The organism is Nocardia brasiliensis (assembly GCF_042691675.1).
Classification (GTDB): domain Bacteria; phylum Actinomycetota; class Actinomycetes; order Mycobacteriales; family Mycobacteriaceae; genus Nocardia; species Nocardia brasiliensis_D.
Map to the genome: position 1 here is coordinate 6,389,903 of NZ_CP170507.1, position 12,147 is coordinate 6,402,049.

Below are 12,147 nucleotides of genomic sequence, written 5' to 3' on the forward strand. Positions count from 1 at the left end.
CTGCCACGTCATACCCCCGGGTGATTTCGCACCCCGTACCCAGGTGCGAGGCGGCGACCGGACTCACCCGGCGGCACCGCCCCGGAAACCGGTCCTCGGCGTGAGGTCCGCGAGGGGGGTGCGTTCCTAGCGTCTAGATCATGAGCACACCGACCAACGCAGGGCCCGCAACGGCGCGGCCCGCACAGGCCGCAGGCGCCTCCCCTTCTCCTTCCGCCACAACCGGTTCCGCGACTCGGCGGGCCGCCGCACTGACCGCGGCGGCATTGACCACCATGGCGGCCACCGTATTCCTGGCGCCCGCGCCACAGGCCGTCGCCGCGAGTGCGTCCGCGCCGGTCGAGAGTGCCGAGGCAAGAATCGCGGTCACGGAGCTGACCTCGGGCGGCCCCGGATCGCTCACCGCCATTCCGGACGACTTCCCCGCCCAGTTCGGCTACCGGCCGAGCACCGTCGGCGGACTTGTGGTGAATCCGCAGGGTGACTGCTCCTCCCCGGTGACGCTGCCCGTCGAGTTCGAGACCGCGTGCAAGGCGCACGACCTGGGCTACGACCTGCTGCGCTACGCCGAGCAGCGCGGCGAACCGCTCGGCCCGTGGGCACGCCAAGCACTCGACAGCACCCTCGATCGGCACATGCACGAATCGTGCGACACGCGTACCGATCCGTTCTCCCGGGCTCGCTGCAACGCCATGGCCGCCATCGCGAGCACCTTCGTGGATCTGAACTCGCGCCGCCAGGGCTACGGCGCGCCGGTCGCCGAATCGGTGCTCGGCGCGGCCGACACCGATTCGGCCACCAGTTGGCAGTTGCTGGGGGTCCTCGGTGCGGGGGTGGCCGGACTCGGTGCGGCGCTCACCATGCGAAACAAGTGGCGGGCGGCGCAGCCGGTCGCCGGTTCGACCCCGACGATGAACAGCTCTGCGGTACTGGGGGTTCAGGGATGACCAGCACACTGGCACCAGCTCGATCAATGGACACGGCCTTCGACAGCAACGGCACGCGGAACCGTAACTCGATGCGCCGCCGCGACATCCGTCGACGCCGACTGCTCGCCGCGACATCGACTGCGGTGCGGCGTTTCTCGCGTCCACGCATCGGGACGACGCTGGCGATCGGGGTGGGCACCCTGATGTCGCTTGCGCCGGGACTATTGCCGCGGACGCCGGGTGCGCAAGCGATACTGACCGGGCTACTCGTCGCTCTCGCATTGGGGATTGCGGGAATCGTTCGATTCGCGCTGCGGCGCTGGGACTTCGACATCAATCACCGCCTGCCGCGGGTCCGGCTGCCGTTGCTGATCGCGACCTCGACGGTGATTGCCGGTGCGGCGGTGCTGGCCGAGCAGTGGCAGAACCGGCTGCGGGCAGCCATGAGCACCCCGCCGATCGGGGCGGACTATTGGGTGCGGTGGGCGGTCGAGGCGGTGCTGATCGTCGGTGTGCTCGCCGGAATCACTCGGACAGTGGGCTGGGTGCTGCGCAAATTGGGTTGGGCGCGTGGGGCTTCCCTGGGTGTGGCCGCGGCGGCGCTGATGTACTTCGTCGCGGCGCCCACGGTGGTGGGATGGCGGCAGTCCTCGTATGCGGGGGCCAATGCGGTGCTGGATCCGGCTCTGGTGCAGCCGGTCTCGGAGACCAGGTCGGGTAGTGCGGAGTCGGCGGTGAGCTGGTCCTCGCTCGGCGCGGAGGGACGCAAGTTCGTCAGCGGCGCTCCGGCGGGCCCGGTCCGCGTCTACGTCGGCGTCGAATCGGCGCCGAATCTGGAATCGCGTGTCGCGCTGGCCGTTCGGGAGCTGGAGCGCTCCGGCGCCTTCGATCGGTCGAACCTGGTGGTGATGGTGCCGACCGGTTCGGGTTGGATCGACGGCAATGCGGTGCGCGGCTTCGACCAACGGTTCGGCGGCGATGTCGCCCTCGTCGGCCTGCAGTACTCGTACGCACCCAGCTGGGTGACCTTCGTCTTCGGCCGCGACGAGGCGGTCGATGCCGCGCGGGCACTGTTCACCGCCGTCGAAGCTCGGATCCGCACGCTCGACCACAAACCCGAGCTCTACCTCTATGGTCAGAGCCTCGGCGCCCTCGGCGGCAGTTCGGTCTTCGCCGACGACACGGACCAGGATCGCCGCACCTGCGCCGCGCTGTGGGCCGGACCGCCCGCCGGACAGGTGCATCGCGCAGGCGCGACCGTGCTGGCCAATAGCTCCGACCCGGTGATCCACTGGTCCCCCGCACTGCTGTGGCGCGCACCCGACCTGACCGGTGCCCGCCTGGATGCGCCACTGCCGCAGTGGCTTCCGGTGGTCAGCTTCGTGCAGACGACGGCCGACCTGCTCGCCGCCCTGAACGCACCCGCCGGGCACGGTCACCGTTACGGCACCGACCAGGGCACTGCGATGGGCACCTGCTGACGTAGAACATGTTCTAATTGCGGCATGGCCTTTGTCATCGACGCCACCGTGGAGATCGACGCGCCCGCCGAACTCGTGTGGCAGGTGATCACCGACTTCCCGCGCTACGGCGAATGGAATCCCTTCGTCAGCGAATGCCGCAGCTCACTGGTGCCCGGCGAGCCGATCGACATGCTGGTGCACCTCGGCCCCCGCCCGCGCCGCCAACGCGAATGGATTCGCTCGCACACGCCGGGCCGCGAGCTCAGCTACGCGATGAAGCCGGTCCCCCTCGGCGCCCTGCACAGCCTGCGCTCACACACGGTTACCCCCCTCGGAGACGGTCGCGCCCGCTACGAATCCCACTTCGAACTGGCCGGTTGGCTGGGCCCAGTGGTAGTGGCCCTGCTCGGCAAGCGCCTCCAGCGCGGCTTCGCCAGCATGACCGCGGGCATCAAGGAGCAAGCCGAGTCCCGACGCGGGGGCTGATCCACCCGGCGCGCCAGCTGACCACCCGGCGCACGACTGCAGCGCCGACGGCACCTGCGATCGCGGAATACTCAGGCCCTGAGGTAGGCGACAGCGGCGTCGAGCGCGGCGTCGGCATAGGTCTCGGTGAGCCCGCCCAGACCGAGGGACCAGCGGCTTTGGATGGGGCCCAGTAGGAGATCTGTCGCCAGTTCGACATCCAGGTCGGGGCGAAGCTCGCCGGATTGCACGCCCGCGACCAGGCGGTCGGCGATGGCGGCCCGCTGAGGGAGCAGGAGGCGTTCCCGGTAGGCGGCGCCGATTTCGGGGTCCTGCTGGATCTCGATGTACATCGCGCGGAGGAAGGATTCGAAGCCGGGGTCGGTGAGGGCGGCGACCGATCCGCGCAGCAGTTCGCGCAGGTCGGCGGCGATATCGCCGGTGTTCGGGAGCGCGAGACCGTCTGGGCCCGAATCGATTTCGAGCATCGCGTCGAACACCACCGCACCTTTGGACGGCCACCAGCGGTAGATGGTCTGCTTGCCGACACCGGCACGGGCGGCGATCGCCTCGATGCTCAGTTTCGCGTAGGGCAGTTCGCGGGTGAGCTCGGCGGCGGCCGCGAGGATCGCGGCGCGGGCGCGTTCGCTGCGGCGGGTGGCGCTGGGGGCGGCGGGCATGTGGCCAGAGTAGCAGCCGACGAGACGAAACGTCTCGTCTTGACATGAGCCGATTCGCTTGGCATCCTCTTCGAACGAGACGGAGCGTCTCGCGACGAAAGGATCGACATGACCAGAACTTGGTTCATCACCGGCGCCAACCGCGGACTCGGCCGGGCCTTCACCGTGGCCGCGCTCGCCGAGGGTGACCGCGTCGTCGCGACCGCTCGCGACCCGCGCACCATGGCCGACCTCGCCCAGGACCGACTCACCGTGCTGCCGTTGGACGTTCGGGACCGCGACGGCGTAATCGCCGCCGTGGACAAAGCTTTCACACTGATGGGCACGATCGATGTCATCGTGAACAACGCGGGCTACGGACTGGTCGGCGCGATCGAGGAACTCACCGAGGCGCAGATCCGAGACCAGATGGACACCAATTTCTATGGCGCCCTGTGGGTCTCCCAGGCGGCCGTGCCTCACCTGCGCGCACAGGGCTCCGGTCACATCGTGCAGATCTCGACCGTCGGCGCGGTCGGCAGCCTCCCGCTGTTCGGCCTGTACAACGCCAGCAAGTGGGCACTGGAAGGATTCAGCGCCTCACTCGCCGACGAGCTGCGGCCGTTCGGCATCGCCGTCACCCTCGCCCAGATGGGTGGCTTCGACACCGACTGGGCCAAGACGAGCATGAAGTTCGGCACCGGACAGCCCGCCTACGAAGGGCTGCGCAGCATGATTCTCGGCATGCCGAACTATCCGGACCCGAGTGCACCGCCACCGGCGACCGACTACGAGTCCGAATGGAAGGAGGCCGCCCCAGAGGTCGGCGCGGCCGGGCTGATCGCCCTGGTGAACATGCCCAACCCGCCGGTCCGCAAAGTCATCGGTCCCGGCGCTCATCAGATGGTCTCGATGGCCCTGGACCAGCGCCGCCAGGACTACCTGACCGATCCGGAATTCATCTGGCCGGTCTAGCTGCGCAAGCCCACTCGGCCCGCCGTGCACCTGGTGCACGGCGGGCCGAACAGGCTAGGAGACAACGGGTTCGAGAGAGCAGTCAGGCGATGTCGCCGCGCGCTGCCTCGTAGGCCGCGCCGACGCGGTACAGCCGGTCGTCGGCGAGGGCCGGAGCCATGATCTGGAAGCCGACCGGCAGGCCGTCGTCCTTGCTCAGGCCGGACGGGACCGACATGGCCGGGTGGCCTGCCAGGTTGGTGGGCAGGGTGCACAGGTCGGACAGGTACATGGCCAGCGGGTCATCGACCTTCTCGCCGAGCTTCCACGGGGTGAACGGGCTCGTCGGCGAGACGAGCACGTCGACCTGCTCGTAGGCCTTGTCGAAGTCGCGCGCGATGAGCGTGCGGACCTTGAGCGCTTGGCCGTAGTAGGCGTCGTAGTAACCGGCCGACAGCGCGTAGGTGCCGATCATGATGCGGCGCTTGACTTCCGGGCCGAATCCCGCCGCGCGGGTGGCCGCCATGACCTGCTCGGCACTGTGCTGCCCGTCGTCGCCGACGCGCAGGCCGTAGCGCATCGCGTCGAAGCGCGCCAGGTTCGAGGACACCTCCGAGGGCATCACCAGGTAGTAGGCGGGCAGCCCGTATTCGAAGTGCGGACAAGACACTTCGATCACCTCGGCGCCGAGTTCCTTCAGCACCGCGACGGCGGCGTCGAAGGATTCGAGCACACCCGGCTGGTAGCTGTCGGAGTGGAGTTCCTTCACCACACCGACTTTCACGCCGCTCAGGTCACCCTTGGCGCCTTCGCGGGCCGCGGCGACGACCGGCGGCACCGGCACGTTGCGCGAGGTGGAATCGCGCGGGTCGTAACCGGCGATCACCTCGTGCAGCAGCGCGGTGTCCAGCACCGTGCGCCCGCATGGACCGCCCTGGTCCAGCGAGGACGCGCAGGCGACCAGGCCGTAGCGCGACACGGTGCCGTAGGTCGGCTTGGTGCCGACGGTCGCCGTCACCGCGGCGGGCTGGCGAATGGAACCACCGGTGTCGGTGCCGATGGCCAGCGGCGCCTGGTTCGAGGCGAGCGCGGCGGCGGAACCACCGCCGGAGCCGCCCGGAATGCGGGTGGTGTCCCACGGGTTGCGGGTCGGGCCGTAGGCGGAGTTCTCGGTGGACGAACCCATCGCGAACTCGTCCATGTTGGTCTTGCCGAGAATCGGGATGCCCGCCGCGCGCAGCCGTGTGGTCAGCGTCGCGTCGTACGGCGAGACCCAGCCTTCGAGGATCTTCGACCCGCAGGTGGTCGGCATGTCGGTGGTGGTGAATACGTCCTTGAGCGCCAACGGAACTCCGGCCAGCGGTGACGCGGGCGCGGCGCCGGAGCCGAGCGCGGCATCCACCGCGGCGGCCGCCTCGAGCGCCTGCTCCCCCGACACGTGCAGGAACGCGTGGTACTCACCGTCGACCTCGGCGATCCGATCCAGGTGGGCCCTGGTGACCGCTACCGAGGACACCTCTCCGCTGTGGATCTTGTCGGCCAGTTCGGCCGCCGACAACGCGGTCAGGTCACTCATTCGGCCTCTCCCAGAATCTGCGGAACCACGAACTTCTGCTCCTCCGCGGCCGGGGCGCCGGACAGCGCCTGCTCCGGGGTCAGGCAGGGCACGACCTCGTCGGGACGGGTCACATTGGTCGTCGGGTTCGGCGACGCGGTGGCCGGGACATCGGCGGCGGCGACCTCGGAAATGGTCCGCACGTGGCTCAGGATCGAATCCAGCTGACCGGCGAACTGATCCAGTTCGGCTTCGGACAGCGCGAGCCGGGACAGCCGGGCGAGGTGTGCTACCTCGTCACGGGAGATGGCGGGCACCGCGGAACCCCTTTCGGCTTCGGTTTCAATAGTTCACATCGCCGCACACGTCGGGCGGCGCAACCTATACAGCTTAGAGGGCGCTGCCGGACGGAGTCCGCCCGCAGTCCGCAGAGCGGCGGTGGAAGCGTGCCCGGCCACCGAAACGGCGTCGCACCAACCGCCCACCCTCGACCGGGCACCGCGGCCGACAACGCGCCCGAATGTCCGACTCGGCGGGCAGACTTCGGCGACACGGTTTCCCAACTAGCTCGACACGCCGTATTGTCACGAAATCGCCGCGTGGCGTACATCACTGGCCCTACTTCGAGTCGATAACCGGGGCCTTGGGGTGTAAGTATTGCGTGACCCGGGTATCCGTTCAGAGCCTCGGCCGCCCTAGGAAAGGAACGCACGTGTCGTATCTGCTCCGCGTGCAACTTCCGGATCGACCGGGAAGCCTCGGTGCACTCGCGCTCGCGCTCGGCTCCGTCGGCGCCGACATTCTCTCGCTGGACGTGGTCGAACGCGGCGCCGGTTTCGCCGTCGACGACCTCGTCGTCGAGGTGCCGCAGGGCGCGCTACCCGACACCTTGATCACCGCCGCCGAGTCGATCGGCGATGTGCGGGTGGACTCCATCCGCCCCTACTCCGGCGTGCTGGACACCCACCGCGAACTCGAACTCATCGACCAGGTCGCCAGCGCCCGCGACGACCGATTACAGGTGCTCGTCGACGGCGTGCCCCGGGTGCTGCGCGTCGGCTGGAGCACGATCATCGACATGGGCCCGCAGGGCGCCTACCGCGTGGTCGGCAGCCCGAGTGCGCCGGAAACACAAGCGGGTTCGGCTCCGTGGATGCCGCTGGAGAAGCCCGCCATTCTCGACCCCGATGCCGACTGGGTCCCCGAGATCTGGCGCGACATGGACACCAAACTCGCCGCCGCGCCCCTCGGCAACACCGGCAAGGTCCTGCTCCTCGGCCGCCCCGGCGGCCCCGACTTCCGCCCCTCCGAAGTAGCCCGCCTCGGCTACCTGGCCGGAATCGTCGCCACCGTCCTGGGCTAGCGCCCCGAGTGGCACACTCACGCCTAGCGGAGCGCGCGAAGGGGACGTGACTGCGTGGAAGTGCGAGTAGCGGCTCGGTGAGGTCCCGTTCGTCGCTACGCCTGGAGGTTCAGGTGGAGGACGGTCAGGAGTTCGCCTCGTTCGGTGTACCAGTCGCGGTCGGGGGCGGGGACGAAGCCGAAGCGGTTGTAGACGCGGCGGGCGTCGGCCATGGCGGGCATGGTGGTGATGGCGACGGCGTGGAAGCCTTCGTCCTTCGCCATCTCGATTACCTTGCGTACCAACGCGGTTCCCGCGCCGAGGCCGCGTGCGGACTTGGCGACGGCGAGCATGCGGAACTCGAGTTCGCCGGGGCGGGCGATCTCCGCGTACGGGGTGCCGGGACGGGCGACGGTGAGCGATCCGACGATGCGGTCGTTGTGCGTCGCCACCAGAATCTGCGCCGAGGCGCCGCGATGGGCGGTGTCGGCCAGATCGGCCACGTACGGACTGCCCTCTTGGACAAAGCCTTCGCCGACGTAGACATCCACGGTCAGCGCACCGATGGCCTCGTATTCGTCCGGCCGAGCCGTCCGGATGACCAATCCCGTGTCCTTCGAATCCATACCCGGCATCGTGCCATTCGCCGTAGAACGGTCTACGTCACACATGCCTCGGCGGCGCGGACGGTCAGGAGCCGAGACTCGGGCGAGCGCCGGGATGAGCGATCTGCCAGCGTTCCGGCTTGCCCGACGGGTACACGACGGTGATCAGATCACCGATCGACGGCCAGGCGTCGACGTCCCAAGCGAACCGGCCGTAGACGACGGTGCCCGGCTCCGTGGGCCCGGTCAGATTGCCGGTGATGGTCACATATTGCTCGCCCGTGGCGTCCGGCCGCGGGCTCACGCCCGTGACGTAGAGCGTGCCGGTTTCGGCCTGTGCGGGCGCGACCTTGCCGCGGCCACGCAGATAGATCATGACCATCCCGACCACGGCCAGGGTCATGATCAGCAGCATTCCGAATTCGAGCATGCCCCCATGGTATTGCGCCGCAGGCCCGCGGGCTCACACCGTGGCGAGCTCGCTGGTGCCGTGTTCGGTACGGCGGACCTGCCAGACCACGCTGCGGGTGCGCGCCGAGCGGCCATTGCTCCGGTCGATCAAGGCGCGGTTATTGGTGGTGTAGATCAGTTGGGCGCCATGGGAATTGGTTTCCGGATTCTGGAACAGCTGGATCAAGCGGTCGGTCTCCTCGGCGGGCAGGTGCGCGCCGATATCGTCGACGGCGAGGACACGGCCGGAGTCGAGGGCGTCCAGCATGGTCGGTAGGACGCGCAACAGCGACAGTGTCGCGGTGGATTCGTCGGTGATGTCGAACGGGTTGTCGATGCCGTCGTGGACCAGCCGGAGGCCGACACCGCGCCGGGCCACCATCCGCGCGTACAGCGCGTCCCTGGCGGCTTTCAGGTTGGTCAGCTCGCGTTCGAGCAGCACGACGGTGACGCCGTTGTCCTGCAGCAGCCGATCGGCGTGGTCGGGCGAGGTGGCGCACAGTTCGATCTGCTTGCCGATCCCGGCGATGTCGGCGTCCAGATCGCGCAGGTAGTCGGCGTACATCGGGTCGTTCTCGGCAATGAGCAGATCGGTGATGCCGAGGTCGGCGGTGCGGAGCAGCAAAAGCAGCCGCGCGGCATTCTCCGGGGACCGGGAGATGTGCCCGCCGAGGCGGTGCGCGATGGCGGCCGGGTCCGCCGGACCCAGCTGCACCTCGAGCATCGACTCGAACCAGCGATAGGCGGGCACCAGTGCGTCGGCGTACATCTGCCCGGCGAGGCTGAGCAGCAACGCATTCGGCCGCACCAGCGGCACCAGCGCGGCGATCCCGTAGCGGGCCGCCTCGAACATCGGGCCGATCTTGATCTGTGCTCCGTTGCGCTCGAACACGATTCGCTTGCGCGAGCGCGGGTGGGTGTACAGCCACTCGGCCGTCACATCAGCGTTGTCGAGCCGGAAGCCGTAGGTGTAGGGCACCCCCTCCGCGACGAAGCTCGCCACGAATTCGGAAGGGCGGTCCGGGAATCCGAGATGCGGCGCGCGGGCAGGCCCGGCGTACGGATCCCATCCGGTGACCGAATGCAGCACCGCGTCACGCATCTGACCGAGCGCATCGATCAGGTTCGTCTTTCCCGCCGCGGCGGCACCGTGGATCGCGGTCACCGGCACCGCCACCGGCCCGCTTCCCTTGGTCAACCGCAATTCTTGCCCCTCGGCCAGCGATCTGTGATTCGTCACCTGAAAACTGCGCAGCATCCCGCCATCCTTTCGCCCCGGCCGCCGCGCCGCGACACCAGGGCGTGCTCGTCGGCTGGCGCTATGCATGATGAAAGGGCAATATCCCATAGCGAATACGCATCACACGAGTACACGCGGGTGGCGAGCGCTTGCCCCCGCACTGGGGCGGCGTCGATCCTGGCGACAAAGCCGCTGGTTACGGGTTAGCATGCTGAGCGCCACGACTTATTCGTGTGCCGTTATTGCTGGAAACGCTAGAAACTGATGGGTAACGATGAGTATGACGGTTCGTCGTCTTGTAGTCCGAAGCTCCGTCGCCGCCGCCATCGCTTTGGGATCGATAGTGGCTGTCGCGCCGCAGGCGGTCGCCGAGGGCCTGTGTGACGACGGCTCCGCGACCGTTTTCCTGGTCGGCAGCGAGCCCGTGTGCCAAGGCCGCGGCACCGTGAGCTACGGCGAGCAGACGGTCTCCAAAGTGTGCTCGGTGGGACCGGTCGAGGTCACTGCCGAGGCCACCTACCTGGACCGCCGAAAGAAGACCATCACCGACCGGCTGGACCTGCGCAACGGTACCTGCGGGCGATTCGTCATCCCGGGCCAGACCAGCGCCACCGTCAGCGTGCACTGACCACGGCCCTTTCGCCACGACTCATCGGTCTTGGCGAGGATGGGTCTCACCGGGCGCCGAGTAGCAAAGCGCTGTCGCCGAATTCGTGCCACAGGTATCCGGTTTCCAAGGCCGCCGAGTAAGCCTCGTGGACGGTGCGCTCGCCCGCTACGGCCACGAGCAGGTCCAGGTGGGAAGCGCCGGGTGCGTGCCAGCCGGTGATCAAGCCGTCGACCACGCGAGCCGGGCGGCCGTCGCCCAGGACCAGCTCGGTCCAGCCTCGCGCCGGATGGACGCGGCCCGACGAGTCTGCGACGGTTTCCAGGGCTCGGGTCACCGTGGTGCCGACGGCGATTACCCGACCGCCCGCCGCCTTCGTGTCGTTCACTACGCGCGCAGTCGAATCCGAGACGGCGAACCGCTCCGGGCTAGGTGGTTCACCCGTTTCCGGCGAAGACACTCCGGTGTGCAAGGTGATCGGCGCGATCCCGATGCCGGCGGCAACGAGGTCCAGGACCAGCCGCTCCGTGAATGGCCTTGCCGCGCTCGGCATTTCCGCGCTGCCCGGAATACGCCCGAAGACCGTCGAGTAGTAGGACGCGGACCACCGCTGCGGTACATAGGAATAGGTGATCGCGTAGCCGTACCCGTCCATCAGGTGGCGCGGATCGGTGGTGACGTCGGCGATCCACAGGCGACGCGCACCGGCCAGCCAAGGCTCGCGAAGCGTCGCTCGCGTCCCGTCGGGCAACTGGATGACCTTTCCTGCCGAAAGCTCCGCTGCGGGAAAAGGGTTGCGCGCGGTGGTGCGGACCTCGACCACCCAGCCGCCGTCGTCCAGCCAGGTCGCGAAGTGCAGGGCGATCGGCGCGCCATCCAGCATGCCGTCGACGGCCGCGGCCAGCGTTGCCGAATTGTTCACCACCACAAGGTCACCCGGGCTCAGCTGCGGTGGCAGCTCGCGGAATCGCGCGTGCGTGAGGCGATCTCCGGCGACGAGCAGGCGGACTTCGTCTCGCGCCAGTCCGCGCGCCTCCGGCGGGGCGATGGCATTGCGATCGGGTGGCAGGACGAAGGAACGCTGGGCAGGCACGACCGTCATGACGCGTGCCCCACCGCGAAATCGGCGGCGGCATAACGCCCATTCTCGGGTTTCTCGTCCAGCATCCGCAGCAGCGCGGGTACGACGGTATCCGGTTCGGGCCGGTCGGAGATGTCGTCGCCGGGGAACGCCGCCTGGTGCATCTCGGTCCGCATGTCGCCGGGGTCGAACGCGTAGATGGACAGGTCCGGATGTTCGGCACCGAGAATCGCGGTGAGCTGATCGAGGGCGGCCTTCGACGAACCGTAGCCGCCCCATTCTGGATACCGCTCGACCGCGGCGTCGGAACTGATGTTCACCACGCTCCCGCCGACCCGTAGCAGCGGCAGTGCGAATTGCAGAATCGCCAGCGGGCCGAAAACATTGGTCCGATAGACCAATTCGAGTTCATCGAGCGGGTAGTCGGCGAGCCGGACGAGCGGACTCGGTCCGAGCCTGCTCGCGTTGTTCACGATCAGCGCGAGTTCTCCGGCGCTGTTTGCCGTTTCGGCCAGCAGCGCCCGATGGGCCGGGTCGGTCACATCGCCGGGAACGGCGATGAAGGCCGCGCCGAGTTCCTCGGCTACCCGCGCCAGCCGCTCGGCGCGCCGGGCGGTTCCGATCACCCGCCAATCCTGCTGGACGAGCGCGTGAGCCAGCGCCAGCCCGAATCCGGCGGATGCGCCGGTGATCAGTGCGGTGCGACGAGCCATGAGGACCTCCTGGTAGTTGCCTACCGATCAATCCTCATACCTGAAGTGAGGTTCAGGTCAAGGGCTCTTCGCCGTCAGCGCACG

At 68.5% G+C, this 12,147-nt stretch carries 14 protein-coding genes; 6 read left to right on the forward strand and 8 right to left on the reverse strand.

Annotated features, from left to right (window positions below; translation table 11 throughout):
• The first annotated feature begins 140 nt into the window (after window positions 1–140).
• The 3 genes from ACFK0J_RS29430 to ACFK0J_RS29440 are packed head-to-tail and all read left to right on the forward strand — an operon-like array spanning window position 141 to window position 2,878.
• The gene (locus ACFK0J_RS29430) at window positions 141–947 is read left to right on the forward strand and encodes a hypothetical protein (RefSeq protein ID WP_378732793.1); all 807 of its coding nucleotides are present in this window, start codon (window positions 141–143) and stop codon (window positions 945–947) included.
• Window positions 944–2,410: an alpha/beta-hydrolase family protein gene (locus ACFK0J_RS29435; RefSeq protein WP_378732795.1), complete on the forward strand. Its 1,467-nt coding sequence runs from the start codon at window positions 944–946 to the stop codon at window positions 2,408–2,410. The genes ACFK0J_RS29430 and ACFK0J_RS29435 overlap by 4 nt, the downstream gene beginning before the upstream one ends.
• Before the next feature lie 24 nt (window positions 2,411–2,434).
• Entirely contained in the window at window positions 2,435–2,878 is a 444-nt protein-coding gene (locus ACFK0J_RS29440) for an SRPBCC family protein (RefSeq protein ID WP_378732797.1), read from the forward strand.
• Window positions 2,879–2,949: 71 nt separating this feature from the next.
• Here ACFK0J_RS29440 and ACFK0J_RS29445 read toward each other — a convergent pair whose 3' ends face one another.
• Window positions 2,950–3,537: a TetR/AcrR family transcriptional regulator gene (locus ACFK0J_RS29445; protein WP_378732799.1), complete on the reverse strand. Its 588-nt coding sequence runs from the start codon at window positions 3,535–3,537 to the stop codon at window positions 2,950–2,952.
• 108 nt (window positions 3,538–3,645) lie between these two features.
• Here ACFK0J_RS29445 and ACFK0J_RS29450 point away from each other — a divergent pair, with 108 nt between their 5' ends.
• Window positions 3,646–4,491, forward strand: coding sequence for an SDR family NAD(P)-dependent oxidoreductase (locus ACFK0J_RS29450; RefSeq protein WP_378732801.1), 846 nt, complete (start codon window positions 3,646–3,648; stop codon window positions 4,489–4,491).
• Window positions 4,492–4,573: 82 nt separating this feature from the next.
• Here ACFK0J_RS29450 and gatA read toward each other — a convergent pair whose 3' ends face one another.
• A complete protein-coding gene (gatA, locus tag ACFK0J_RS29455) occupies window positions 4,574–6,046 on the reverse strand; it encodes an Asp-tRNA(Asn)/Glu-tRNA(Gln) amidotransferase subunit GatA (RefSeq protein WP_378732803.1) in 1,473 nt (490 codons plus the stop codon).
• Window positions 6,043–6,342 (reverse strand): Asp-tRNA(Asn)/Glu-tRNA(Gln) amidotransferase subunit GatC, encoded by a 300-nt coding sequence (gene gatC / locus ACFK0J_RS29460; RefSeq protein ID WP_218470712.1) that lies wholly within the window; start codon window positions 6,340–6,342, stop codon window positions 6,043–6,045. The genes gatA and gatC overlap by 4 nt, the downstream gene beginning before the upstream one ends.
• A gap of 395 nt (window positions 6,343–6,737) precedes the next feature.
• Between gatC and ACFK0J_RS29465 the strand changes: the two genes are divergently transcribed.
• A complete protein-coding gene (locus ACFK0J_RS29465; protein ID WP_378732805.1) occupies window positions 6,738–7,388 on the forward strand; it encodes an amino acid-binding protein in 651 nt (216 codons plus the stop codon).
• 95 nt (window positions 7,389–7,483) lie between these two features.
• Here ACFK0J_RS29465 and ACFK0J_RS29470 read toward each other — a convergent pair whose 3' ends face one another.
• From ACFK0J_RS29470 to ACFK0J_RS29480, 3 genes are all read right to left on the reverse strand, one after another.
• On the reverse strand, window positions 7,484–7,993 hold the full coding sequence (locus ACFK0J_RS29470; protein WP_378732807.1) for a GNAT family N-acetyltransferase: 510 nt from the start codon (window positions 7,991–7,993) through the stop codon (window positions 7,484–7,486).
• 64 nt (window positions 7,994–8,057) lie between these two features.
• Window positions 8,058–8,402 (reverse strand): hypothetical protein, encoded by a 345-nt coding sequence (locus tag ACFK0J_RS29475; protein ID WP_378732809.1) that lies wholly within the window; start codon window positions 8,400–8,402, stop codon window positions 8,058–8,060.
• Window positions 8,403–8,435: 33 nt separating this feature from the next.
• Window positions 8,436–9,680 (reverse strand): ATP/GTP-binding protein, encoded by a 1,245-nt coding sequence (locus ACFK0J_RS29480; protein ID WP_378732811.1) that lies wholly within the window; start codon window positions 9,678–9,680, stop codon window positions 8,436–8,438.
• A 325-nt stretch (window positions 9,681–10,005) separates the two neighbouring features.
• Here ACFK0J_RS29480 and ACFK0J_RS29485 point away from each other — a divergent pair, with 325 nt between their 5' ends.
• Window positions 10,006–10,290 carry a hypothetical protein gene (locus tag ACFK0J_RS29485; protein ID WP_378732813.1) on the forward strand — a complete coding sequence of 95 codons (285 nt, stop codon included), beginning with the start codon at window positions 10,006–10,008 and terminating at the stop codon, window positions 10,288–10,290.
• 46 nt (window positions 10,291–10,336) lie between these two features.
• Here ACFK0J_RS29485 and ACFK0J_RS29490 read toward each other — a convergent pair whose 3' ends face one another.
• Both ACFK0J_RS29490 and ACFK0J_RS29495 read right to left on the reverse strand, forming a co-directional pair.
• Entirely contained in the window at window positions 10,337–11,371 is a 1,035-nt protein-coding gene (locus ACFK0J_RS29490) for an S-adenosylmethionine:tRNA ribosyltransferase-isomerase (protein WP_378732815.1), read from the reverse strand.
• Window positions 11,368–12,063, reverse strand: a complete 696-nt coding sequence (locus ACFK0J_RS29495) for an SDR family oxidoreductase (protein WP_378732817.1) — start codon at window positions 12,061–12,063, stop codon at window positions 11,368–11,370. Before ACFK0J_RS29495 ends, ACFK0J_RS29490 begins: the two co-directional genes overlap by 4 nt.
• Between the last annotated feature and the right edge of the window lie 84 nt (window positions 12,064–12,147).

Excerpts from the sequence above, each read along its gene's own strand:
- ACFK0J_RS29430 (WP_378732793.1), top strand. The coding sequence starts at position 141 with ATGAGCACACCGACCAACGCAGGGCCCGCAACGGCGCGGCCCGCACAG.
- ACFK0J_RS29435 (WP_378732795.1), top strand. The coding sequence starts at position 944 with ATGACCAGCACACTGGCACCAGCTCGATCAATGGACACGGCCTTCGAC.
- ACFK0J_RS29440 (WP_378732797.1), top strand. The coding sequence starts at position 2,435 with ATGGCCTTTGTCATCGACGCCACCGTGGAGATCGACGCGCCCGCCGAA.
- ACFK0J_RS29445 (WP_378732799.1), bottom strand. The coding sequence starts at position 3,537 with ATGCCCGCCGCCCCCAGCGCCACCCGCCGCAGCGAACGCGCCCGCGCC.
- ACFK0J_RS29450 (WP_378732801.1), top strand. The coding sequence starts at position 3,646 with ATGACCAGAACTTGGTTCATCACCGGCGCCAACCGCGGACTCGGCCGG.
- gatA (WP_378732803.1), bottom strand. The coding sequence starts at position 6,046 with ATGAGTGACCTGACCGCGTTGTCGGCGGCCGAACTGGCCGACAAGATC.
- ACFK0J_RS29470 (WP_378732807.1), bottom strand. The coding sequence starts at position 7,993 with ATGGATTCGAAGGACACGGGATTGGTCATCCGGACGGCTCGGCCGGAC.
- ACFK0J_RS29475 (WP_378732809.1), bottom strand. The coding sequence starts at position 8,402 with ATGCTCGAATTCGGAATGCTGCTGATCATGACCCTGGCCGTGGTCGGG.
- ACFK0J_RS29480 (WP_378732811.1), bottom strand. The coding sequence starts at position 9,680 with ATGCTGCGCAGTTTTCAGGTGACGAATCACAGATCGCTGGCCGAGGGG.
- ACFK0J_RS29490 (WP_378732815.1), bottom strand. The coding sequence starts at position 11,371 with ATGACGGTCGTGCCTGCCCAGCGTTCCTTCGTCCTGCCACCCGATCGC.
- ACFK0J_RS29495 (WP_378732817.1), bottom strand. The coding sequence starts at position 12,063 with ATGGCTCGTCGCACCGCACTGATCACCGGCGCATCCGCCGGATTCGGG.